This is a genomic window from Agromyces humatus (genome assembly GCF_021228295.1).
GTDB lineage: Bacteria > Actinomycetota > Actinomycetes > Actinomycetales > Microbacteriaceae > Agromyces > Agromyces humatus.
Map to the genome: position 1 here is coordinate 1 of NZ_JAJQPD010000004.1, position 22,135 is coordinate 22,135.

General features: G+C 71.5%; 20 protein-coding genes. 10 read left to right on the plus strand and 10 right to left on the minus strand.

Annotated elements, in window-relative coordinates; genetic code table 11:
- The first annotated feature begins 471 nt into the window (after positions 1-471).
- The 9 genes from LSF15_RS07580 (at position 472) to LSF15_RS07620 (ending at position 9,591) form a co-directional block, all read left to right on the plus strand.
- The gene (locus LSF15_RS07580) at positions 472-1,341 is read left to right on the plus strand and encodes an SIS domain-containing protein (RefSeq protein ID WP_232498260.1); all 870 of its coding nucleotides are present in this window, start codon (positions 472-474) and stop codon (positions 1,339-1,341) included.
- Positions 1,342-1,346: 5 nt separating this feature from the next.
- Entirely contained in the window at positions 1,347-2,315 is a 969-nt protein-coding gene (locus LSF15_RS07585; protein ID WP_232497935.1) for an ROK family protein, read from the plus strand.
- A complete protein-coding gene (locus tag LSF15_RS07590) occupies positions 2,312-3,298 on the plus strand; it encodes a 1-phosphofructokinase family hexose kinase (protein WP_232497936.1) in 987 nt (328 codons plus the stop codon). Before LSF15_RS07585 ends, LSF15_RS07590 begins: the two co-directional genes overlap by 4 nt.
- Complete coding sequence (locus LSF15_RS07595) at positions 3,295-4,167, plus strand: class II fructose-bisphosphate aldolase (RefSeq protein ID WP_232497937.1); 873 nt, start codon at positions 3,295-3,297, stop codon at positions 4,165-4,167. Before LSF15_RS07590 ends, LSF15_RS07595 begins: the two co-directional genes overlap by 4 nt.
- Entirely contained in the window at positions 4,164-4,952 is a 789-nt protein-coding gene (locus LSF15_RS07600; RefSeq protein WP_232497938.1) for a DeoR/GlpR family DNA-binding transcription regulator, read from the plus strand. The genes LSF15_RS07595 and LSF15_RS07600 overlap by 4 nt, the downstream gene beginning before the upstream one ends.
- The gene (gene nagA / locus LSF15_RS07605; RefSeq protein ID WP_232497939.1) at positions 4,949-6,103 is read left to right on the plus strand and encodes an N-acetylglucosamine-6-phosphate deacetylase; all 1,155 of its coding nucleotides are present in this window, start codon (positions 4,949-4,951) and stop codon (positions 6,101-6,103) included. Before LSF15_RS07600 ends, nagA begins: the two co-directional genes overlap by 4 nt.
- A gap of 377 nt (positions 6,104-6,480) precedes the next feature.
- Positions 6,481-8,280: a sigma-70 family RNA polymerase sigma factor gene (locus LSF15_RS07610; RefSeq protein WP_232497940.1), complete on the plus strand. Its 1,800-nt coding sequence runs from the start codon at positions 6,481-6,483 to the stop codon at positions 8,278-8,280.
- A gap of 28 nt (positions 8,281-8,308) precedes the next feature.
- On the plus strand, positions 8,309-9,184 hold the full coding sequence (purU, locus tag LSF15_RS07615) for a formyltetrahydrofolate deformylase (RefSeq protein WP_232497941.1): 876 nt from the start codon (positions 8,309-8,311) through the stop codon (positions 9,182-9,184).
- A 38-nt stretch (positions 9,185-9,222) separates the two neighbouring features.
- A complete protein-coding gene (locus tag LSF15_RS07620; protein ID WP_232497942.1) occupies positions 9,223-9,591 on the plus strand; it encodes a YrdB family protein in 369 nt (122 codons plus the stop codon).
- A 41-nt stretch (positions 9,592-9,632) separates the two neighbouring features.
- Here LSF15_RS07620 and LSF15_RS07625 read toward each other — a convergent pair whose 3' ends face one another.
- A complete protein-coding gene (locus tag LSF15_RS07625) occupies positions 9,633-10,721 on the minus strand; it encodes a hypothetical protein (RefSeq protein WP_232497943.1) in 1,089 nt (362 codons plus the stop codon).
- A gap of 122 nt (positions 10,722-10,843) precedes the next feature.
- On the opposite strand from LSF15_RS07625, the gene LSF15_RS07630 reads away from it, so the two are divergent.
- Positions 10,844-11,434, plus strand: coding sequence for a TetR/AcrR family transcriptional regulator (locus tag LSF15_RS07630; RefSeq protein ID WP_232497944.1), 591 nt, complete (start codon positions 10,844-10,846; stop codon positions 11,432-11,434).
- A gap of 68 nt (positions 11,435-11,502) precedes the next feature.
- Here the strand turns inward: LSF15_RS07630 and LSF15_RS07635 are convergent, their stop codons facing one another.
- The 9 genes from LSF15_RS07635 to LSF15_RS07675 all read right to left on the minus strand — a co-directional run bounded on the left by LSF15_RS07635 (position 11,503) and on the right by LSF15_RS07675 (position 22,041).
- Positions 11,503-12,288, minus strand: coding sequence for a glucosamine-6-phosphate deaminase (locus LSF15_RS07635; RefSeq protein WP_232497945.1), 786 nt, complete (start codon positions 12,286-12,288; stop codon positions 11,503-11,505).
- Positions 12,273-13,193, minus strand: coding sequence for an ROK family protein (locus LSF15_RS07640; protein ID WP_232497946.1), 921 nt, complete (start codon positions 13,191-13,193; stop codon positions 12,273-12,275). The genes LSF15_RS07635 and LSF15_RS07640 overlap by 16 nt, the downstream gene beginning before the upstream one ends.
- Positions 13,190-14,827 (minus strand): glycoside hydrolase family 3 N-terminal domain-containing protein, encoded by a 1,638-nt coding sequence (locus LSF15_RS07645; protein ID WP_232497947.1) that lies wholly within the window; start codon positions 14,825-14,827, stop codon positions 13,190-13,192. Before LSF15_RS07645 ends, LSF15_RS07640 begins: the two co-directional genes overlap by 4 nt.
- Positions 14,824-15,687 (minus strand): carbohydrate ABC transporter permease, encoded by an 864-nt coding sequence (locus LSF15_RS07650; protein ID WP_232497948.1) that lies wholly within the window; start codon positions 15,685-15,687, stop codon positions 14,824-14,826. Before LSF15_RS07650 ends, LSF15_RS07645 begins: the two co-directional genes overlap by 4 nt.
- Positions 15,684-16,655, minus strand: a complete 972-nt coding sequence (locus LSF15_RS07655; protein WP_232497949.1) for a carbohydrate ABC transporter permease — start codon at positions 16,653-16,655, stop codon at positions 15,684-15,686. The genes LSF15_RS07650 and LSF15_RS07655 overlap by 4 nt, the downstream gene beginning before the upstream one ends.
- Positions 16,656-16,780: 125 nt before the next feature.
- Positions 16,781-18,076: an extracellular solute-binding protein gene (locus tag LSF15_RS07660; RefSeq protein ID WP_232497950.1), complete on the minus strand. Its 1,296-nt coding sequence runs from the start codon at positions 18,074-18,076 to the stop codon at positions 16,781-16,783.
- Between the two features lie 76 nt (positions 18,077-18,152).
- Entirely contained in the window at positions 18,153-19,340 is a 1,188-nt protein-coding gene (locus LSF15_RS07665) for an ROK family transcriptional regulator (protein WP_232497951.1), read from the minus strand.
- Between the two features lie 255 nt (positions 19,341-19,595).
- Positions 19,596-20,027: a hypothetical protein gene (locus tag LSF15_RS07670; protein WP_232497952.1), complete on the minus strand. Its 432-nt coding sequence runs from the start codon at positions 20,025-20,027 to the stop codon at positions 19,596-19,598.
- Between the two features lie 115 nt (positions 20,028-20,142).
- On the minus strand, positions 20,143-22,041 hold the full coding sequence (locus LSF15_RS07675; protein ID WP_232497953.1) for a heavy metal translocating P-type ATPase: 1,899 nt from the start codon (positions 22,039-22,041) through the stop codon (positions 20,143-20,145).
- Between the last annotated feature and the right edge of the window lie 94 nt (positions 22,042-22,135).

Here is a 22,135-nt window from a genome sequence, read left to right on the forward strand (position 1 = left end):
GCGAGCGTCAGCGAGGCCGTGGCGGCAAGCGCCACCACGGCGCCCAAGCGCAGAGACTTCTTCATGGATGCTTCCTCACTCTGGTGGATGGTGCACCGCCCAGCTTGTGCCTCGCGCGACGGTGCGTGTGTTCGAATCACGCACTCCGCACGCTCGCAGAGTGGTGTTTCATGAACGTTACGCCGAGCAAACAATCAAATTCATTCACCCGACGCAGGGCAATCTACGACGGATGCATTGCACTCGTCAAGATTCAGCCGATGTTTGTTACCATATCTCGCCCGAAGCCCTTGGACAGGAGCGGCGTCCGTGGGCCGGTGCACAATCACGCGATCGAATGATCGTTAGACAGAATTTGCAATCATCTGCAATCATGTAAACGTCACCGCGGCGCGCAAGCCCGCGACCCGCGCCACACACTTCTTGGAGTACGCCGTGTCCTTGCCGTCCACCCCCAGTCCCGCCGCCCACATGGCGGCCGAGCTGGCCTCGCAGCCCGAGACCTGGGCCCGCGCCGCCGATCTCCGCGACGACCAGGCGCGGCTGCCCCAGCGCGGCGCGCGCATCGCCGTCGTCGGCTGCGGCACCTCGTGGTTCATGGCGCAGTCCTACGCCTGGCTCCGCGAGACGGGGGGCCACGGCGAGACCGACGCGTTCGCGGCATCCGAGGCCTTCGTCGACCGCGGCTACGACGCGGTCGTCGCACTCACCCGCTCGGGCACCACGACCGAGGTGCTCCAGCTCGTCGAAGACCTGCGCGGTCGCGTGCGCACGATCGGCGTCATCGGCGACGCCCGTTCGCCGCTCGTCGACCTCGTCGACGACGCCGTCACGCTGCCCTTCGCCGACGAGCAGTCGGTCGTGCAGACCCGCTTCGCCACGACCGCGCTCGCGCTCTTCCGCGCCTCGCTCGGCGAAGACCTCACCCGAGCCATCGGCGACGTGCGCGGCGTGATCGACCAAGACCTCGACCCGGCATTGGTCGAAGCCGAGCAGGTCACGTTCCTCGGTCGCGGCTGGTCGGTCGGCCTCGCCCACGAGGCCGCGCTCAAGATGCGCGAGGCGTCGCAGTCGTGGACCGAGTCGTACCCGTCGATGGAGTACCGCCACGGCCCGATCTCGATCGCGGCGCCCGGCCGGGTCACCTGGCAGTTCGGTGAGGCGCCCGAGGGCCTCGCGGCGGATGTCGCAGCCACGGGCGCCCGGTTCGAGGCGAGTACGCTCGACCCCATGGCCGAGCTCGTGCGCGCACAGCGCGTCGCGCTGGCGCGCGCCCGCGCCAAGGGACTCGACCCCGACCAGCCGCGCAACCTCACGCGTTCGGTCATCCTCGAGGCGTGACTCCGATGACCTCTGCCGATGCACCGGGACCGCTCGGCTCCGGCACGCCGGTGCTCGCGTTCGATGTCGGCGGCACCGACACGAAGTCGGCGCTCATCGGTGCCGACGGTCGGGTGCTGGGCCTGCGGCGCACTCCGACCCCCCTCGATCCGGCCGACCCGGCCGGCGCGGTCGTCACCTCGATCGGCGCGCTCACCCGCCTCCACCTCGACGAGACGCCGGGCGTCGCGCCCGTCGCCGTCGGCGTGAGCGTGCCCGGCCTCGTCGACGAGGTCTCGGGCGTGGGCATCTTCGCCTCGAACCTCGGGTGGCGCGATGCGCCCATCCGCGCGCTCACCGAGGCGGCGACGGGCCTGCCGGTCGCCTTCGGCCACGACGTGCGGGCCGCCGGAGACGCCGAGCACCGCCTCGGCGCGGCCCGCGGGTACGGCGACGTCGTCGTGCTCGCGATCGGCACGGGGATCGCGAGTTCGCTCATCCTCGGTGGCCACCCCTACGCGGGCGGCGGCTATGCCGGCGAGTTCGGCCATTCGCTCGCCGACCCGCTCGGCGAGCCGTGCGCCTGCGGCGCGATCGGCTGCCTCGAGACCATCGCCTCCGCCGGGGCGATCACGCGGCGCTACCGCCAGGCTTCGGGCAACCCCGTCACCGGCGCGAAGGACGTGCTGGATGCGGCAGGCACCGGGGATCCGGTCGCCCGACGGGTCTGGAACGACGCCGTCGAGTCGCTGGCGCAGGCCCTCGCCCGGGTGGTCGCGAACCTCGCCCCCGAGGCGATCATCATCGGCGGCGGCCTCGCGCAGTCAGGGCCCGCCCTGTTCGACCCGCTCGGCGAGCGGCTCGACGCGCTGCTGAGCTTCCATCGACGCCCGGCCCTCGTGCACGCCGAGCTCGGCGACGACGCGGGCCTGCTCGGCACCGCCCTCGCGGCACGCGACCTCGCCGCCGCGCGCGCAGCGGAGGCCGCCCAGTGATCCTCACCGTGACCCCGAACCCCGCCGAAGACCTCACCTGGCACGTCGACCGGCTGCGTCCGGGCGAGACCCACCGGGTCGGCGCTGGCGCCTCCCGTGCAGGCGGCAAGGGCATCAACGTCGCCCGGGTGCTGGCCGCCGAGGGGCACGACGTGCTCGCCCTCGCCACCGCCGGCGGCGCGACCGGCACCGTCTTGGCCGACGACCTCGAGCACAGCGGACTGCGCCACGCGCTCGTGCCGATCTCGGGCGAGACCCGGCGCAGCATCGCGATCGTCGACGAGGCGACGGGTGAGACGAGCATCCTCAACGAGCACGGCGCCGCCCTCTCGCCGTCCGAGGCGGCCGACCTGCTCGCCGAGGCCGCCCGTCTTGGGCGCACGGCCTCGGTCGTCGTCATCAGCGGCAGCCTGCCGGCCGGACTCGAGCCCGACGCCGTCGCCTCCCTCGTCGCCGAGCTCATCGCCGCCGGCGTCGCCGTGATCGTCGACACGAGCGGACCGGGGCTCATCGCCGCGGCACGCGCCGGCGCCACCGTGCTGAAGCCCAACCGCGACGAGCTCGAAGCCGTCACCGGGGAGTCCGACCCCGTCGCCGGAGCCCGGGTGCTGCTCGACGCGGGTGCCCACATCGTGGTGGTGTCGCTCGGCGCCGAGGGGCTGCTCGTGCTCGACGCGACGGGCGCGGCGCGAGGCATCCGTGCCCGCCTGCCGAAGCCGTTGCACGGCAACGCGACCGGCGCCGGCGACGCCGCGGTGGCGGCGATCGCCGTCGCCCTCGCCGAGCACCCCGAGCTTCGCGCCGCGGGCGACGCGGACTCCACCACCGACACGACCGCCGCCCGCACCGCCATGGCCCGCCGGGCGGCCGCCTGGTCGGCCTCGGCGGTGCTCATGCCGCTCGCGGGCGCCCTCCACCCCGATCACGCGGCCCTCGAAGCCGAGGTCGTCGTCACCGCCCTCGAACCCCAGGAATCCGCATGACGCTCACGCACACCCGCACGATCCTCGATGCCGCCGCGGCGGCGGGCACCGGGGTGGGCGCGTTCAACGTGCTGCACCTCGAGACCGCCGAGGCGCTCGTGGGCGCCGCCGAAGACACGGGGCTGCCGGTGATCCTGCAGCTGTCCGAGAACTGCATCCGCTATCACGGCGGCTTCGAGCCGATCGCGCGGGCGACACTCGCGGCGGCCGAAGCCTCGAGCGCAGCGGTCGCGGTGCACCTCGACCACGCCGAAGATCCCGAGCTCGCGTTCGTCGCGATCGAGCGCGGCTTCGGCTCGGTCATGTACGACGGCGCGAAGCTCGACTTCGCCGACAACGTCGCCACCACCCGCCGCGTCGTCGAGCGCGCCGGCCTCGCGGGCGTGCTCGTCGAAGCAGAGCTCGGCGAGATCGGCGGCAAGGACGGCGCGCACGCCCCGGGTGTGCGCACCGACCCCGCCGAGGCGGCGCAGTTCGTCGCCGAGACCGGCGTCGACGCCCTCGCGGTGGCCGTGGGTTCGTCGCACGCGATGACCGAGCGAGTCGCCGCGCTCGACCTCGAGCTCATCGCGCGGCTGCACGCCGCCGTGCCCGTGCCCCTCGTGCTGCACGGATCGTCGGGCGTTCCCGACGACACCATCGTGCGGGGCATCCGCTCGGGTCTCACGAAGGTCAACGTGTCGACGCACCTGAACGGCGCGTTCACCGGCGCGATCCGCGACTACCTCGCGCAGCATCCGTCGGCCGTAGACTCGCGAAAGTACCTTGCGGCGGGCCGCGACGCGGTACGCCTCGAGGCGGGCCGCCTGCTGCGCCTGTTCGCATCGGCACAGTTCGCATCGGCACACCAGAGGAGCGAGATCGGATGAACCGTGCGGAGCGCCTGAGCGCCGTGCTCGACCTGCTCGCCGAGCACGGCCAGGTCGAGGTCGACCAGATCGTCGAGCGCCTCGACGTGTCGCCCGCCACCGCGCGGCGCGACCTCGACGCGCTCGCGAGCCAGCAACTGCTCACGCGCACGCGCGGCGGGGCGGTGGCCCACTCGGTCGCCTACGACCTGCCGTTGCGCTACAAGAACCAGCAGAATCCCGCCTCGAAGTCGGCGATCGCCCGGGCGGCGAGCGCGCTCGTGCCGCGCGGTGCGGTGATCGGCCTGTGCGGCGGCACGACGGCGACCGCGATCGTCGAGGAACTCCTCACCCGCGCCGACATCATGGAGCCCTCCGCCGATCCCGGGCTCACGGTCGTCACGAACGCGATCAACATCGCGATGCAGCTCGCCGTGCGCCCGCAGATCAAGACGGTCGTCACCGGCGGCGTCGTGCACGCGCGGTCCTACGAGCTCGTCGGCTCGTACACCGATGCCGTGCTCGGCAGCATCACCCTCGACTACGCGTTCATCGGCGTGAACGGCATCGACCCGGTCGTCGGCCCGACCTCGCACGACGAACGCGAGGCCGCGGTCAACGCGCTCATGGCGTCGCGGGCGGCCCACGCCGTGCTCGTCGCCGACTCGTCGAAGCTCGACAAGCGCGCCTTCGCGGCGATCGGCTCGGGCCGGCTGTTCTCGACGCTCATCACCGACAGCGGCGCGACGAGCGAGCAGCTGGCGCGCCTCGCCGACCGGGGCTACGACGTTATCGTTGCCGAGTGAGCACCTCGACCGTCGTCCACTCCGCACGTCTCGTCAGCGGGTTCGACACCGTTCTCGACTCATGGGTGCGATTCGAGGATGATCTCGTGGTCGCGCGCGGCATCGGTGACGGCTGGCGCGAGGCGCTCGCACCCGAGACCGAGGTGACGGATGCCGCGGGGCGGGTGCTGGTGCCCGGGTTCATCGACATCCACTGCCACGGCGCCGGCGGCGCCTCGGTCGACGAGGGCGAGCAGGCGATCGAGACGGCGCTCGCCGTGCACAACGCGCACGGCACCACACGCTCGGTGCTCTCGCTCGTGACGGCGGGGGTCGAACCGCTCGCCGCCCGCCTCGAGACGATCGCCCGCGTCGCGGCGCGCGACCCGCGAGTGCTCGGGGCCCACCTCGAGGGACCGTTCCTCGACACCGAGTTCCGCGGCGCTCACGACCCCGCCCTGCTGCGCCGCGCCGATGCCGACGCGGTCGACCGGCTGCTCGAGGCGGCCGACGGCACGCTGCGGCAGATCACGATCGCGCCGGAGCACGACGGCGCGGCCGACGCGATCCACCGGTTCACCGAGGCGGGCGTCCGCGTCGCCGTCGGGCACACCGGTGCCGACTTCGCGACGGCGCTCGCGGCGTTCGAGGCGGGCGCGAGCATCCTCACGCACGCGTTCAACGGCATGCGCGGCATCCATCACCGGGCACCAGGGCCGGTCGTGGCGGCCATGAGCGCCGACCACGTCACCCTCGAGATCATCAACGACGGGGTGCACGTGCACCCCGAGGTCGTGAAGCTCGCCTTCGCCGGGGCACCCGGGCGCGTGGCACTCGTCACCGATGCGATGGCGGCCGCCGGCTCCGACGACGGCACGTACCTGCTCGGCTCGCTCGAGGTCGTCGTCGAGGGCGGCGTGGCGCGGCTCGCGCAGGGCGGCTCGATCGCGGGGTCGACCCTCACGCAGGACGAGGCGCTGCGACGCGCAGTCGTCGACAGCGGCATCGCGCTCGAACACGCGGTCGCCGCGCTCACGAGCATCCCCGCCGCGGCCGTCGGCCGCGAGCGCGACCTCGGCCGGATCGAGCCCGGGTTCGCCGCCGATGCGGTGCTGCTCGGCGACGCCCTCGACGTGCAGGCGGTATGGGGTGCGGGCGCGCGGCTGCGCTGAACCCGCTCACGGCGCACGACGGCGGTCGCGCGACGGATGATCGGCTCCGAGAGGGTGGGGCCCCGAGGCGTGTTCCCCATCGCCCCCGGGCCCCAGCCCGTTCGATCGGATGCTCTCCCCCGAGACATCCGACCATCGCCGGTTTCCCGGCATCCGTCTCGAGTGTTCGGGTCACTGGAAACGGCGGCATCTGAGCGCCTGCTCGTGCATGCCCTCACCATGAGAGACGGGTCGCACCGGCATCCATGACGCGGGTGCCGGGAATTTCTGCTGAAATGGGGGCACCCGCCGAGCGCGCCGTCATGATTCCCCTGATCGCGCGTCTCTTCAGGTGAACACCCCAGCACCTGAACATCCCCGTCCCGAAGGAGACGCGCATGCCCCCGATGCGCACCGAGCACGACGCCGACGCGGCGCTCATCGAGCGCACGCGCCGGGGCGACCGTTCGGCGTTCGCGCAGCTGTGGCAGCGTCACGCTGCGTCGGGCCGCACCGTCGCCCGGTCGTACAGCTCGCTCGACCCCGACGACCTCGTCTCGGAGTCGTTCACCCGCATCTACGACGCGATCCTCGCGGGCAAGGGGCCGACGGCGGCATTCCGCCCCTACCTCTTCACGACGATCCGCAACACCGCGGCGAGCTGGGGGCGCGCCCGCCATGAGACGAACCTCGAGACGCTCGAGTCCTTCGAAGACCCCGACACGAGCGAGGCGGCGACGCTCGACGCGCTCGACCGCTCGACGACCGCCCAGGCGTTCCGATCGCTGCCGAGCCGTTGGCAGGAGGTGCTCTGGTACAGCGAGGTCGAGTACATGTCTCCGCAGCAGATCGCGCCGCTCGTGGGCATGAGCGCCAACAGCACCGCCGCGCTCGCGTATCGCGCGCGTGAGGGTCTGCGCCAGGCGTGGATCCGCGCGCACCTGAAGAACGCCACCGAGCCCGACTGCCGGTGGACCATCGACCGGCTCGGCACCTACACGCGCGGCAAGCTGCGGGCGCGTGACACCGCGAAGCTCGAGGCGCACCTCGACGAGTGCGCGCGCTGCACGATCGTCGCGGCCGAGGCCCGCGAGGTCGGTTCGCGCCTCGCGCTCGTGCTGCTGCCCCTCGCCGCCGGCATCGGCGGGGCGACCGCGTACTCCGGATGGCTCTCGCAGGGCGCCCCCGTGGCCGACTACGCGATGGGCGCGGCCGGGGTGGCCGGCGCCGCCGCGAGTGCGGGTACGACGTCGGGTACGACGTCGGCATCCGGAATCGCCGCCGGAAGCGCAGGTTCGGCAGGCGCGGGCGCAGGGGCGAGCGCCGGTGCCGGCTCTGCGGGCGGGGGCGCCACCGGTGCCGGTATCGCGATCGGCGCCGGGGCTGCGGTCGCGGCGGCGGTCGTGGCGGCGGCCGTCATGCTGCCGGGTCTCATGGCACCCGATCAGCCGGCGCCCGCACCGGCGCTCGAGTCGCAGGCGGCGGTCGATGCGCCCGAGGCGGACACCCTCCCCGAGCCGTCACCGGCCGCCGACGCACCCCTGCCCATGCAGCCGCGCACCGTCGAACCCGATGCGGTCGCGGTGCCCGAGGCGCCGGCAGCCGACCCGGCACCGGCACCCGACCCGGCACCGGCACCGGCACCCGCCCAGCCGGGCCCGCCCGCACCCCCGCCACCGGTCGACACCCTCGCCCTGCCGCCCACCGTCTCGTCGATCGACACCGCGGGCGGCATCGCACAACCGATCATGAGCGGCACGGCCGAGCCCGAAGCGATCGTCACCGTCGAAGGGGGCGGGGGCTCGTGGACGACCGTGGCCGGGTCATCCGGCGCATTCTCGATCGAACCGGCCGGGCTCCCGGTCGGCCGCACCGAGCTCGCCATCACGCAGACCGACATCGCCGGCAACGTCTCGACGCCCACGGTCGTCGGCGTCGACCTGGTCGCGCCGAGCCTCGTCATCGACGCGACCGACACGCGCCGGCCGATCATCACGCTGTCGGGTGTGGGCGGAACCACCGTCGAGCTCGTGTTCGGCGGCATCACGACCGAGATCGTGACGCTCGACGGCGGCAGCGTCGAGCTGCGAGGCAACGTGCTCGCGAACATCATCACGATGTCGAATCCCGAGATCTCGATGCGCTACCTCGCCGGCGACCGCGCGGGGGCCTGGGCGCCGGCAACCTACGTCGGCTGAGCCCGCACATGCCCGGTACTCTGGGCGGATGACCACGCCGCCGCCCGCGCCCGAGCACCTGTATCACTGGGTCGTGACCCTCAGCTGCATCGACGGACCCGGCATCGTGCACGCGATCTCGGGTGCGATCGTCGCGGCCCGCGGCAACATCACCGAGAGCCAGCAGTTCGCGAGTCTCGACACGGGCCGCTTCTTCATGCGCCTGCAGGTCGAGTCTCAGGCCACGCGGGAGGAGTTCGAGGCGGCGCTCGCGCCGGTCACCGAGCGCTGGCAGATGCAGTGGCACCTCGACGAGGTGGGGCGTGCACTGCGCACCCTCGTGCTCGCCTCGACCGCCGGGCACTGCGTCAACGACCTGCTGTTCCGCCAGCGGGCCGGACAGCTGCCGGTCGAGATCCCGCTCGTGCTCTCGAACCACGGCACGCTGCGCGACCTCGTCGACTTCTACGGCGTGCCGTTCGAGTCGCTGGCGGTGACGGATGCCGCGTCGAAGGCCGCATTCGAGGCGCGCGTGCTCGCCGCCGTCGACGAGCACGACATCGAGCTCGTCGTGCTCGCGCGGTACATGCAGATCCTCTCGCCCGAGCTGTGCGACGAGCTCGCGGGCCGGTGCATCAACATCCACCACTCGTTCCTGCCTGGCTTCAAGGGGGCCAACCCCTACCGGCAGGCGCACGCCCGCGGGGTGAAGCTCATCGGCGCGACCGCGCACTTCGTGACGAGCGACCTCGACGAGGGGCCGATCATCGAACAGAACGTCGTGCGGGTCGACCACTCGCGCAGCCCGAGCGAACTCGTCGCGATCGGCCAAGACGAAGAGAGCCGCACGCTCAGCCAGGCCGTGAAGTGGTTCGCCGAGCGCCGAGTGCTGCTCGACGGTGCCCGCACCATCATCTTCCGCTGAGCGGCGTGCCGCCGGGCGCGCGGGTAGGCTTGAGGGTCGTGAGCACCGCACCAGCAGACCCCCAGCAGCCCAAGATCTCGCCGAACGACGTGCTGCGATTCTTCCTCGAGCTGTTCGCGTTCGTGTCGCTCGGCATCTGGGGGTTCCTGGCGTTCCCCCTTCCGTGGCCGGGGATCCTGATCGGCATCGGCGCACCGTTGCTCGCCATCCTCGCGTGGGCGCTGTTCGTGTCGCCGAAGTCGGTCTTCCGCATCGACACGTTCGGCAAGGCGCTCGTCGAGATCGCCGTGTTCTCGGCGGCGGCAATCGGGTGGTGGACCCTCGGGCAGCCGATCGTCGCGGTCGTGTTCGCCGTCGTCGCCGCAGTGAGCGGAATCCTGAACGGCCGCAAGGAACTCGCCCGCTGACGATCGGCGCGACACGCGAACGTGATCGATGACGACCGACGCTACACGGCGACCGGTTCGCCCGTCGGCTCGGTGACCCGCTCGTCGGAAGCGGTCGCGTCCGGCCCGGCCGTGCCGGCCGTGCGGAAGTGGCCGACGACCGACAGCAGCAACCCACCGACCGCCCAGGCGGCGAGCACCAGCCATGGGAACGTCGTGTCGGCGGCGGGGAAGTACGACAACTCGCGCACGAGCGTCGCCGCGGCCCCCGGCGGGAACCACTGGCCGACCTCGCCCCACGGCACCGGGTAGAACTCCTTGGGAACCGCGACTCCCGAGATCGGGTTTGCGAAGAGCAGTATGACGACCGGACCCACGGCGATGCCCGCGCGGCCGATGAGCGCCACGAACCCGGTGATCGGTGCGGCGATCGCCGCGAGGGCGAGTGCGATGGCGGCGGAGTTGATCCAGTAGTCGCCCTGCAGTGCGCCGAACCAGCCCTGGAGGATGGCCGTGAGCACGAGACCGCCGGCGGCGGAGTAGACGAGCACCGCTGTGACGCGACGCATGGCGCCGATGACGACGATCGAGATCGCGATGCCGCCGAGCATGCCTCCGAGCACGAGCGGGAAGAGCGCTGCCGTGAGGCCGGTGCCGCGCGGGTCGGTGTCGGCGAGCGGAACGACATCGGTGACGACGATGTCGATGCGGGGTGGCGCCGAGGGAGCGCCGGCGGCCTGCGCGGCCGCGGCGGCCTGGGCGTTCACGCCCTCTTCGAGGCCGGTCGCGATGCCGTCCAGCAGCTGGGTCACGACGAGGCTCGACGCCGACGAGGTGAGCACCTCGGGCTCGGCGGCGAGCACGATCGCACCGTATGCATCGCGCGACTCGATGGCGGCCACGGCCGCGTCGCGGTCGTCGACCTCGGTGAAGGCGATGGCTCCGGGCTGCTGTTCGTCGACGGCGGCCTCGGCGGCGGCGACCGCGTCGGCCGGCCCGGAGATGGCGATCGGCAGGTCGTTCGGTTCGGCCGTGACCGCGGGCCAGGCGAACGCGAGCACGATGACCCCGACGATGGCCGCGAGCGCGAGCGCGAGTGCGATGACGCGGCTGATCGGGGTGTGCGCGGTGGTGGCATCCGAGTGGGCCATGGTCTCCTCCTGACAGGAACGTGCGGCGCATCTCATAAAAACGAACATTCGTTCTTTATCAGAATGCACCTGCCGCCTATGCTTGTCAAGAACGTTCATTCGGTTTTCCGAGGGAGGGCGCGATGCCGAAGGTGACCGCCGAGTACCGAGCCGCCAAGCGCGACGAGATCATCGACGCAGCGACGCGGTGCTTCGCGGCGAAGGGCTACCAGCGAACGTCGATGGCCGACATCATCGACGAGGCCGGGCTCTCAGCGGGCGCCATCTACGGTCACTTCGCCGGCAAGAAGGAGCTGTTCGCGGCTGCCGCCGGCAAGGTGCTCGAGGCCCGCCAATCCGAACTGGCCGCTCGCAGCGCCGATCGCGAGCCGCTGTCGCCCGGCGAGGTGATCGCGGTGCTCATCGAGGGCATCCGCCGCGTGCCGTTCAGCGGCGTCATCGTGCAACTGTGGGCCGAGGCGGCGGTCGACCCCGAGATCCGCGAACTCGTCGCGGGCGTGCTCAGCCGCATCCGCGAGACGGTGCGCACGCACCTTGCCGAGTGGGCTGCTGCCGCTCCCGGCCGCGTCGACGGCGACCCCGACGCGTGGGCGCACCGGGTCGCGCCCGTGGTGATCGGACTCGCCCCGGGATTCATGATCCAGCGCGTCGTCGCCCCGGGCTTCGACGAGGAGGCGTACCTCGCGGCGCTCCCCGAGATGCTCCCCCACTGAACGGACCGAGCGGATGCCCCGGGGCGTCGCACGACCGGGCGGCATCGGCTCGCTCGCAGCTCAGGTCGTCAGATGCCCTGCCACGCGGGCTTGTTCGCGTAGGCGTATCGGTAGTAGTCGAGGTTGTCGAGCTGCGACGCGGCCGACTCGTCGACGATGACCGTCGTGTGGGGGTGCAGCTGGATGGCAGAGCCGGGCTGGTTCGCCGAGACCGGCCCCTCGACGGCCGCCGCGACCGCGTGCGCCTTGGCCTCGCCGAAGGCGAGCAGCACGAGGTGCCGGGCGCGCAGGATCGTGCCGATGCCCTGCGTGATGCAGTGCATGGGCACCTCGTCGGGGCTGTCGAAGAAGCGGGCGTTGTCGACGCGGGTCGGCTCGGTGAGCGTCTTCACGCGCGTGAGCGATGCGAGCGACGAGCCCGGCTCGTTGAAGCCGATGTGCCCGGTGCGCCCGATGCCGAGGATCTGCAGGTCGATGCCGCCCGCCGTCGTGATCGCCGCCTCGTAGTCGGCGCCCGCGTGCTCGATGCCCGCCGGGTCGCCGTTCGGAACACGCACGAGCTCGGGAGTGAGCCCGAGCGGCTCGACCACCTCGCGGGTGATGACCGCACGGTAGCTCTCGGGGTGACCGGCCGGCAGGCCCACGTACTCGTCGAGCGCGAACCCGCGAACCCCGCGCACGTCGAGACCGTCGGACGCGATGCGCGCCGCGAGGGCGCGGTAGGTCGCGAGCGGGGTCGACCCGGTCGCGAGGCCGAGCACCGCGTCGGGCTTCGACCTGATGAGCGACACGATCGCGCCCGCGACGAGCGCGCCCGCGGCATCCTGATCTGCGACGACTACGACTTCTGCCATTGATCTGCTCCAACCAGCGCAGCGCCGACGGCTGCTGCCGGGAATCCGAGGGGTAGGACCTGCACGCGAGCCGTGAGGTCGAGCGATGCGAGGAACGCCGACTCGGCGGCCCACCCGTTCAGGATACGGTGCGTGCCGTCGAGGAGCGATTCGCCGAGCGCGGCGAGCCCGCCGCCGATGACGATCCGGTCGACGTCGGTCGTGAGCGCCAGCAGGCGCACGGCGGAGCCGACGCCCGTGAGGAATCGGTCGCGCACCCGCACCGCCCCGTCGTCGCCGGCCTCGGCGGCGTCGAACAGGTCGCGAGCGGGCAGCGCGGACGGTGTCGGCCACATGCGGGCGATCGCCGAGCCCGACGCGAGCGTCTCGAGGCAGCCGCGCTGGCCGCAGGCGCACCGCTCCCCCGTGGGGTCCACCGGGATGTGGCCGATCTCGCCGGCGACGCCGTGCCCGCCGCGCAGCAGCCTGCCGTCGAGCACGATGCCCGCGGCGAGCCCGGTGCCGAGGTTGAGGTAGGCCATCGACTCGGGCACCTCGCGCTCGGCGAGCAGGTGGTGGGCGCCGAGCGCGGCGGCTTTCACGTCGTTCTCGATGCGCACGTCGACGCCGAGCCGGTCGGCGAGGCGGGGGCCGAGGTCGAGGCCCTCGAGGCCCAGGTTCACGGCGTGGGCGACGCGTCCGCTGTCGCTGTCGACGGCGCCCGGGATGCCGATTCCGATCGATGAGAACGCGGATGTCCCGGCCCCCGCGATCTCCGTCATCCGCGCGACCGTGCGCACCGCGGTCTCGATGACCGCCTCGGCCCCGAACCCCGTGGGCATGCGCACCTGCTCGCTCAGGTCGCCGTCGGCACCGATCGCGACGGCGGCCGTCTTCGTGCCGCCGATGTCGATGCCGAGCCTCACGTGGCGGCCGGTGCGGTCGCCGCCGGTGCTGTCGCCGCGGCGGCGAGTACCTCGGGAACCGGCGGTGCGAGCGCACTCTCGACGAACGCGATGACGGCGTCGCCGACGAGTCGGGACGCCCCGAACGTCGCGACATCGGCGTACGCCCGGTCGTGCGACGGCCAGCCCATGTCGATCACCACGACGTCATCGTGCTCGGCGCGCAGGGTGTCGATCGCGGCTCGTGCGAACGGGTGGCGGTGCAGGTCCTTGCCGATCACGAGCACCGCGCCGTCGAGCACGGCGCCGTCGAGCGTTGCGGCACCACCGGACTCGCCGGCACGGGCGAGGTCTTGGCGCGGCCCCTGCTCGTCGGCGACCGCGATCACCGGCACCCGGGCGAGCCATGACGGCACCTGACGTGCGGCCTCCGCCGCGAACGGGCCCCAGGGCGCGCCGCCGATCGCGATGTTGGCGACGGTGTCGACGCGCACGACCGCGCCGATGCGCGCGGCTCGCGAGAGGCGCGAGCGCGCGGCATCCGCGATCTCGAACGCGTCGATGACGCGCGCGACGTCGACCACTGCGTGATGCGGCTCGATCGCGCTCGGCGCCGCCGCGGCGGCGGGCACCGCGGGTGCGCTCGAGCCGAGACCCCGTACCCGGGCTGCGGCCTCGCGGACGCGCTCGGCCGTCAACCGGCCCGCCGCGATCGCGGCCTCGACCGCCGACACGATCTCGGTGAGCTCGTCGTCGGTGTTGTCGGTTCCGATGCAGAGCAGGTCGCACCCGGCGGCGAGAGCGCGCACGGCGGCTTCGGGAATGCCGTGCACGCCGCTCGCCCCCGCCATGTCGAGGGCGTCGGTGACGATGACGCCCTCGAACCCGAGCTCCCCGCGGAGCAGTCCCTGCAGGATGCGCGGGGAGAGGGTGGCCGGATGTTCGGCATCGAGCTGCGGCAGCAGGATGTGCGAGGTCATGATCGTGCGCGAATCCGCCGCGATCGCAGCACGGAACGGCACGAGCTCGCGCGCGCGCAGCGTCTCGATCGGCAGGTCGACGACCGGCAGCTCGAGGTGCGAGTCGGTCGCCGTGTCACCGTGGCCCGGGAAGTGCTTCGCGCTGGCCGCGACGCCCGTCTGCTGCAGTCCGTCGATCCACGCCGCGGTGTGGCGGGCGACGAGCTCGGCGTCGGCTCCGAAGCTGCGCACGCCGATGACGGGGTTGTCGGGGTTGGCGTTGACGTCGACATCGGGTGCGAAGGTCAGGGTGCAACCCGTGCCGACGAGCGCCTCGCCGACGGCGGTCGCGACCCGGCGGGTGAGCTCGACGTCGTCGATGCGGCCGAGCACGGCGTTGCCGGGGAACGGCGCACCGCGATCGTAGAAGAGCCGCGTGACGTCGCCGCCCTCCTCGTCGATCGCGATCACCGCGTCGGGATTCGCCCCGCGCAGGGTCGCGTTCAGCGTACGCAGTTGCTCGGCCGACTCGACGTTCTGTCCGAAGATGCACACGCCGCCGAGGCCGTCGCGGAGGCGAGCGAGCACCCAGGCGGGTGCATCGGGCCCGTCGAATCCGGGAAGGAGGGTCGTCAGGATGTCCCGGCGCAGGCCGGCGGCGTCACCGGTCAGGGTCGTCGCGGTCGTGGCCGTCATCCCTTGACCGCCCCGCTGACGAGACCGCTGGTCATGCGGCCCTGCACGATGAGGAAGAACACGATCACCGGGACCGCGACGAGGGTCGAGGCGGCCATCACCTGGCCCCAGTCGGTCTCGCGCGTGGCGCTCGCCTGGATGAACCCGCGCAGCCACAGCGGCAGCGTGTGCATCTGCTCGGCGGGCAGCAGCACGAGGGCGACGGTGAACTCGTTCCAGGCCTGCAGGAAGGCGAAGACGCCCGAAGCGACGAGGCCCGGAGCGAGCAGCGGGAACGTGATGCGCATGAACGCCTGCGTCCGGCTGAGTCCGTCGACCATCGCGGCCTCCTCGAGGTCGGCGGGGATGCCGGCCACGAAGCCGCGCAGCATCCAGACCGTGAACGGCACCACCGCCGCGATGTAGATGATGCTGATGCCGATGACGGAGTTCAGCAGTCCTACGCTCGAGACCATCTTGTACTGCGCGATGAACAACCCCTCGGCCGGGAGCATCTGCACGAGGAGCACGGCGACCACGAACGTCTTGCGACCCTTGAACCGGAACCGGCTGATGGCCACCGCCGCGAGGAACGCGAACAGCAGGCAGAAGAACACGGCGATGAGGGTGACCGACAGGCTGATGCCGAGGGCCGAGTAGAACGAGCCGTCTTCGAGCGCGTTCGCGTAGTTCGCGAACGAGCCGCCGAAGGGCACGAAGGTGGGGATGAACGACTGGAGCGTGCGGTTCGGCAGCAGCGACGAGTTCAGCATCCAGTAGACGGGGAACACCCACGCCAGCGCGATCGCGAAGGCGAGGATCGTGAGCACGATGCGGCCCGGGCGGAGCCGCCGGGTGCGCAGCGCGACGGTGGTGGTCATGGCTGTTCGTCCTCCTTGAGCAGGGAGCGCACGTAGAACCAGCTGATCGCCAGGGTCAGCGCGAGCACGAAGATCGAGACGGCGGAGGCCATGCCGAAGTCCTGCGACCCAGCTCCGAGCTTGTAGATGTAGGTGCCGAGCAGGTCGAACTCCCCGGCCTTCGAACCGGCGTCCTGCAGCATGGTGATCTGCGTGAACACGCGCAGGTCCCAGATCAGCTGCAGCAGCAGCACGATCATGATGACCGGCCGGATCATCGGCAGGATGATGTACCGCAGGCGCTTCGCGCCGTTCGCGCCGTCGAGCTGGGCGGCCTCGAGCACCTCGTCGGAGACCTGGGTGAGGCCGGCGTACGCCGAGAACGCGACGAAGGGCACCGACATCCAGATCACGATGACGCTCGCGACGATGAAGAAGGTGAGCGGGTTCGACAGCCACGAGAAGCGGTTCATGTCGACGCCGGGGATCATGTCGAGCAGGTAGTTCACGACGCCGCGGCGATCGTCGAAGAGCCAGATCCACACGGTCATCGCCGCGACGACGGGCATCGCCCAGGCCAGCAGCAGCGAGATCTGCAGGGTCAACCGTGCGGTGCGGCCGACGGCCGTCATGAGCACGGCGAGCAGGATGCCGACGATGAGCGTGAGGGCCGCCGTGATGAAGCAGAACAGCAGCGAGCGGCCGACGACCTGCCACATGGTGGGGTCGGTGGCGAGGGTGAGGTAGTTCTGCAGGCCGACGAAGTCGGCGGGCTTGCCGAACTGCTGCTGGATGCCGAACTCCTGCATCGAGGTGACGATCTGCCACACGAGCGGGTAGCCCATGCCGATCAGCAGGATGGCGATGGCGGGGATGAGGAGCAGGTGCGGCACCGAGATGCGGCGACGCGTCACATCGGGCGTGCGGGCAGACTTCGTCGTAGCCGCCGGGGCGGCGGCGGTGACGTCGCGGGAGATGGTGTCGGTCACGGTCTCATCCTCCTTTCGGGTGGAGCGGGTGTCACGGGGTTTCAGGGGATGGGGCCGCGAGCGAAGACTCGCTCGCGGCCCCGTTGGTGCATGTCGCGGATGCCGGGGCGGGCATCCGCCCGGTGCTAGTTGAGGAGCTTGTCGAGCTTCTCGTCGTACTCGGCCGCGAGCTCCGCGACGTCGCCGCCGCCCGAGACCTTGCCGAAGAACTCCTCGAGGATGCCCGCACCCTCGACCGCTGCCCAGCCGGGAGCGGCGGGCGTCAGCTTCGAACCGGCGGCCGACTCGATGAGGGCCTTGGCGAACTGGTCATCGCCGAGGCTCGACGCGTAGTCGAGGTTGGCCGGGCCGAGCCCGTTCTCGCCGAGCATCGTCTGGTACTCCTCCGAGAAGATGATCTTCACGAGCTCCTTGGCGCCGGCCTGGTTCTCGCTGGCCGCCGACACGGCGATGTTCGATCCGCCGGCGAAGACCGGAGCGACTCCGCCGTCGACACCGGGGAGCACGAAGGTGCCGAACACGTCGTCGTTCCAGGTCGCGACCGTCTTGGTGGCGTCCGCGGGATCCGGAGCGAGGTCGCCGATCGACCAGTGCGCCCATCCGGGAGCGATGATCGTCGCGGCCTCGGGCTTGCCGGTGGCGTCGTTGTCGTTGATGTTGACCCACGGGGTGCTGTCGAACTCGGTGACCGGAGCGTTCGAGGCGCCGGTGAAGAGCTCCTGGAACTGCTCGAGGCCCTCGACCGACTCGTCGGACGACAGGGCGCCGACCCACTCGTCGCCGTCCTTCACCGCGAGCTCGCCGCCGTTGGCGAAGATCCACGAGATGCCGTTGCGCCAGTCGGAGCCGCCGAGGTAGAAGCCGGACTGGCTGTCGGTGCGCAGTGCCTTCACGGTGTCGCCGAACTCGGCGAGCGTGGTCGGCACCTCTTTGCCGGCGGCCGCCCAGACGTCCTTGCGGTAGAAGTTGTAGCGCGAGCCGAAGTAGTAGGGCAGCGCGTACTGCGCGCCGTCGACCTCGCCGACCTCGACGAATGACTTCAGCAGCTTGTCGCCGCCGAGCTCCTCGTACATGTCGGACAGGTCGGTGAAGGCGCCCGCGTTGGTGAACGTCGGCGACCAGGTGTTGCCGATCTCGGTGACGTCGGGGGTGTTCGCGGCATCGGGGAGCGCCGTCGTGAGCTTCGCGACGGCGTCGCCCCAGCCCTGCTCCTCGATCGTGAGGGTGCCGCCGGTGGCGTCGGCGTACTCGGACTTCAGGTAGTCGCGCAGCGCGTCGGGCGTGTCGCCGCCCATGAGCCACAGCGTGATGTCCTGCCCTTCTGCCGACCCGTCATCGGCGGCGTCGCCGGTCGAGCTGCAGCCGGCGAGAACGAGAGCGGCGGCGGTTGCGATCGCCGCGACAGCGTACTTTCTCTTCATTGCGATTTCCTTCTCTTGGGTGGGGGTGTGATGCGCCGGACACTGTTCGGGTGAACGAGTCCGGATGCCGGGCCTGCTATGAGACCCCGAGTTGTCCGGAGAGGACCATGACGGCCGCGCCGCGCAGGACGATGTCCTGTGCCTGCTCGGACATCCGGAGCCTCAGATCACGGTTGATCTCCGCCATCGTCCGCTTCCGGAGGGTGTCGACGGCCGCCTCGTGGAAGACGCCGTCGAGCAGTTCGGCGGGGCCGCTGAGCACGACCTCCGACAGGTTGAGGGCGCCGACGACCGGCGCGAGCACGATGCCGAGCCTGCGGCCCGCCTCGCGCAGGATCTCATCGTGAGCGGATGCCCCGGCCCCGCGAGTGCCGTCGAGCTCGGCGAGTTGCGCCGTGAGCCGAGGCGCCGAGATCCACGCCTCGAGGCATCCGTCGCGCCCGCATGCGCAGCGCGGGCCGCCGTCGGTGCCGACGACGACGTGGCCGATCTCACCCGCGGCGAAGCCTCCGCCGATGACGGGCCGGCCGCCGACGATGAGGCCGGCACCGACGCCGTGGCCGATCTTGATGAGCAGCACGTCGTCGAGGTCGGTGGCGCCGTGTTCGGCGAGCACGGCGACGTTGGCGTCGTTCGCGACGTGCACGGGCAACGACGTGGCGGCGGCGAGACGTGCCTGCAGGGGCAGGTCGCTCCAGCCGAGGTTGGGCGCCGAGCGCACGACGCCGAGCGGGTCGACGATACCGGGTGACCCCACGCCGATGCCGAGCACTGGGATCGTCGCAGTGGCGAGCAACTGCGTCACGAGCGCGTCGACGAGGACGAACGCCGCCTCTCCGGTGGCACCGTCACGTGCGAGCTCGGCGCGGGCGACGATGCGGCCGTCGAGGTTCATGACCGCGCCGCGGAAGACCTCGTGCTCCGACAGGTCGACGCCGACGAGCTGGAACGCGCTGCGGTCGATGTCGATGAGCGTCGCGGGCTTGCCCGGACGGGCGTCTTCGCGCTGGCCGAGTTCGGCGACGAGTCCCTCGGCGATGAGCTCACTGACGAGGTCGGAGATCGTGACTCGCGTGAGACCGGTCTCGCGGGCTACGTCGGCCCGGCTCTGTGCGCCCGCCGTGTAGAGCGTCTGCAGCACGAGGGCGCGGTTGTGGCTGCGCGCGTGCTCGGGAAGCACCTTGTTCGTGGGCCGCAGCGCTCGCGGCCTCGTGAAGATCGGGGCGCCGGCGAACGGCACCGTGAGCAGGTCGGAAGCACCCATCTGTGTGGGGGGCGCCGGCTCCGATGTTGCGGGGCCTCGTTGTGCATCCGTTGCAGTCACGTTTGTTAGTAAACCTTACGAACAAACTCTTCGCAAGTATTCGCCCCGATCTGGACGAGGCGTTACCGACCTGTAACCCGTCGAGAGGGGTGCAACGGAGGCACCTGATCTCAATACTCCGGCCGCAGCGCGCTGCATGCCGGCGGGCGTGGCCTGCACGCCGCAGCGGGGAGGCGCGGCGCGCCGCGGTGTGTTTCAGGCCGCCGCAGGCGCGGCGATGGCGAGCGCGATGAGTCGCTCGGGTACGAGGTTGCCTCGCCGTGGGCGTTGCTCGGGGTCGAGGTGGGGTGGCGGCACGAACCAGCTGCACCCGTCGCGGATGAAGATGCGCCAGCGGTTGTCGTGCACGCGATGGTGGTGGTGGCTGCAGAGCATGATGCCGTTGCCGTGGTCGGTCGGGCCGTCGTCGCGTTCCCACCATGCGATGTGGTGCGCGTGCGAGTGCGACGGCGGCCGGCCGCAGCCGCGCCACGCGCAGCCGCCGTCGCGGTCGACGAGCACGACCTTCTGCGCCGGGGTGAACAACCGGGTCGCCCGGCCGAGGTCGAGCCGCTCGCTGCGCCGGTCGAGCAGTAGCGGTGAGATACCGGCCGACAGGGCGACCTCACGGGCGGTGCCGATCGACACGGGCTGCTCCGCATTCGGCCGGAAGGTCATGACGCTGTTCGCCTGTGGGTGGTGAACGTGGGGTTCCGCATCCTCAACGCCGGATTGAACGAGTCGTGCCGGCCGTGCGTGCGCCTCAGGTCGATCGCGAACCCGCCGAGACCGTCGCAGCCGCGACATCCCCCGCTGCCCGCCCGGCCGCCTTCGCGTCGAGCCGCCCGCCGATCGCACGCAGCGCCGCGAGGATCGTGACCAGGTCGACGACCTCCTGGAGCAACGCGCCGACGGTCGCGGGGATCACCCCGAAGGCGGCGACCAGCATGAGCGCGACGCTGACGACGATGCCGATCCAGATGCTCTGCAGGGCGATGCGCACGGTGTCGCGCCCGATCTCGACCGCCTTCGCGACCCGCGAGATGTCGTCCACGAGGATCACTGCCGACGCCGACTCGCTCGCCGCCGTGGCCCCCTTCGCCCCCATCGCGATGCCGACGTCGGCGGCGGCGAGCACGGGCGCGTCGTTGACGCCGTCGCCGACCATGATCACTGGGCGGTCGGTGATCGCCGACACCTCGTGCACCTTGTCGGCCGGCAGGCAGTCGGCGCGCACGCGCGTGATGCCGAGTTCGGCTGCGATGTGGTCGGCGGTGGCCTTCGCGTCGCCGGTGAGCATCATCGTCTGGTGCACCCCGAGCTCCTCGAGGCGCGAGAGGGTCGCCCTCGCGTTCTCGCGCAGCCGGTCGCTCGCGAGCAGCGCCCCGGCGTAGCGGCCGTCGATGGCCACGTACACGGCGAGCTCGCCTGGGGCGATGGTCGTGCGTGAGGCATCCGGCGCGTGTTCCTTCACGAAGGCGAACTTGCCGACGACGACCTCGCGGCCACCGATCTTCGCCTGCACCCCGTTGGTGGCGGCCTCGCGCGCCCACTCGGCCTCGGCGAGCGGCAGGTCGCGATCGCGGGCCGCCTCGATCATCGAGGTCGCCAGCACGTGCGATGAATACTGCTCGGCGGATGCCACGGCAGCGAGCAGCTCGTCGCCGCCGAAGCCGCGGGCGGGGCGGAGAGCCACGAGGGCGGGCTCGCCGCGGGTGAGCGTTCCTGTCTTGTCGAAGACGGCCGTCTTCGCAGAAGCGAGCTGTTCGAGCACTCCCCCGCCCTTGACGATCACACCGTTGCGGGCCGCGCGGCTCATGCCGCCGATGAACGCGACCGGTGCCGCGATGAGCAGGGGGCAGGGCGTCGCCAGCACGAGCACCTCGGCGAACCGCACCGGGTCGCCAGACACCCACCACGCCGCCCCGGCCAGCGCGAGCGAGAACAGCGTGAACGGGACGGCGTAGCGGTCGGCGAGCCGCACGACGGGCGCCTTCGACTCGGTCGCCTCGGCGACGAGCGCCACGATCTGCTGGTACTGGCTGTCGGCGGCGGTCGCGGTCGCGACGATCTCGACCGCGACCTGCCCGTTCACCGAACCGCTCAGCACCGCGTCGCCCGATCGCTTCTCGACCGGGATGCTCTCACCCGTGATCGACGATTCGTCGACGGTCGTCTCAGTCGACCGCAACGTGCCGTCGACCGGCAGGATCTCGCTCGGCCGCACGAGCAGCACGTCGCCCCGCCGCACCTGGTCGGCCGAGATCTCGACGATGTCGTCGCCCTCGATGCGGTGCGCGAGTTGCGGCGCCCGGGCGAGCAGCGCGTCGAGTTCGCGCTTCGCGCGCCGATTCGCGTAGTCCTCGAGGGCTTCGCCGCCTGTGAGCATGAGCACGACGAGCAGCGCGGCGATGTACTCTCCGACCGCCACCGTCGCGATGATCGCCGTGATCGCGAGGATGTCGAGCCCCCAGTGCCCCCGCAGCATGTCGCGCACCATGCCCACGGCCTGCCACGCGGCGATCGCGAGGGCGTAGGCGCTGAAGATCCAGCCCACGGCACTGCCCACTCCCACGAGCGCCAGTACCAGGCCGGCCAGACCGATCGCGATCGTGAGGGTGACCACCCAATAGCGGCGAGCGAGCTTCAGGAAGCGGGCCATGCCTCCATCCTGCCGTGCGATGTCGGTCCGGTGACGCGAAACGCGACGAGGGGCGGATGCCGCAGCATCCGCCCCTCGTGAACCGCGACCGGAG

What these genes read in the sequence shown, in the direction of transcription:
- LSF15_RS07580 (WP_232498260.1), top strand. Translation starts at nt 472, where the DNA reads ATGGCGGCCGAGCTGGCCTCGCAGCCCGAGACCTGGGCCCGCGCCGCC.
- LSF15_RS07585 (WP_232497935.1), top strand. Translation starts at nt 1,347, where the DNA reads ATGACCTCTGCCGATGCACCGGGACCGCTCGGCTCCGGCACGCCGGTG.
- LSF15_RS07595 (WP_232497937.1), top strand. Translation starts at nt 3,295, where the DNA reads ATGACGCTCACGCACACCCGCACGATCCTCGATGCCGCCGCGGCGGCG.
- LSF15_RS07600 (WP_232497938.1), top strand. Translation starts at nt 4,164, where the DNA reads ATGAACCGTGCGGAGCGCCTGAGCGCCGTGCTCGACCTGCTCGCCGAG.
- LSF15_RS07610 (WP_232497940.1), top strand. Translation starts at nt 6,481, where the DNA reads ATGCCCCCGATGCGCACCGAGCACGACGCCGACGCGGCGCTCATCGAG.
- purU (WP_232497941.1), top strand. Translation starts at nt 8,309, where the DNA reads ATGACCACGCCGCCGCCCGCGCCCGAGCACCTGTATCACTGGGTCGTG.
- LSF15_RS07625 (WP_232497943.1), bottom strand. Translation starts at nt 10,721, where the DNA reads ATGGCCCACTCGGATGCCACCACCGCGCACACCCCGATCAGCCGCGTC.
- LSF15_RS07630 (WP_232497944.1), top strand. Translation starts at nt 10,844, where the DNA reads ATGCCGAAGGTGACCGCCGAGTACCGAGCCGCCAAGCGCGACGAGATC.
- LSF15_RS07635 (WP_232497945.1), bottom strand. Translation starts at nt 12,288, where the DNA reads ATGGCAGAAGTCGTAGTCGTCGCAGATCAGGATGCCGCGGGCGCGCTC.
- LSF15_RS07645 (WP_232497947.1), bottom strand. Translation starts at nt 14,827, where the DNA reads ATGACGGCCACGACCGCGACGACCCTGACCGGTGACGCCGCCGGCCTG.
- LSF15_RS07650 (WP_232497948.1), bottom strand. Translation starts at nt 15,687, where the DNA reads ATGACCACCACCGTCGCGCTGCGCACCCGGCGGCTCCGCCCGGGCCGC.
- LSF15_RS07660 (WP_232497950.1), bottom strand. Translation starts at nt 18,076, where the DNA reads ATGAAGAGAAAGTACGCTGTCGCGGCGATCGCAACCGCCGCCGCTCTC.
- LSF15_RS07665 (WP_232497951.1), bottom strand. Translation starts at nt 19,340, where the DNA reads ATGGGTGCTTCCGACCTGCTCACGGTGCCGTTCGCCGGCGCCCCGATC.
- LSF15_RS07675 (WP_232497953.1), bottom strand. Translation starts at nt 22,041, where the DNA reads ATGGCCCGCTTCCTGAAGCTCGCTCGCCGCTATTGGGTGGTCACCCTC.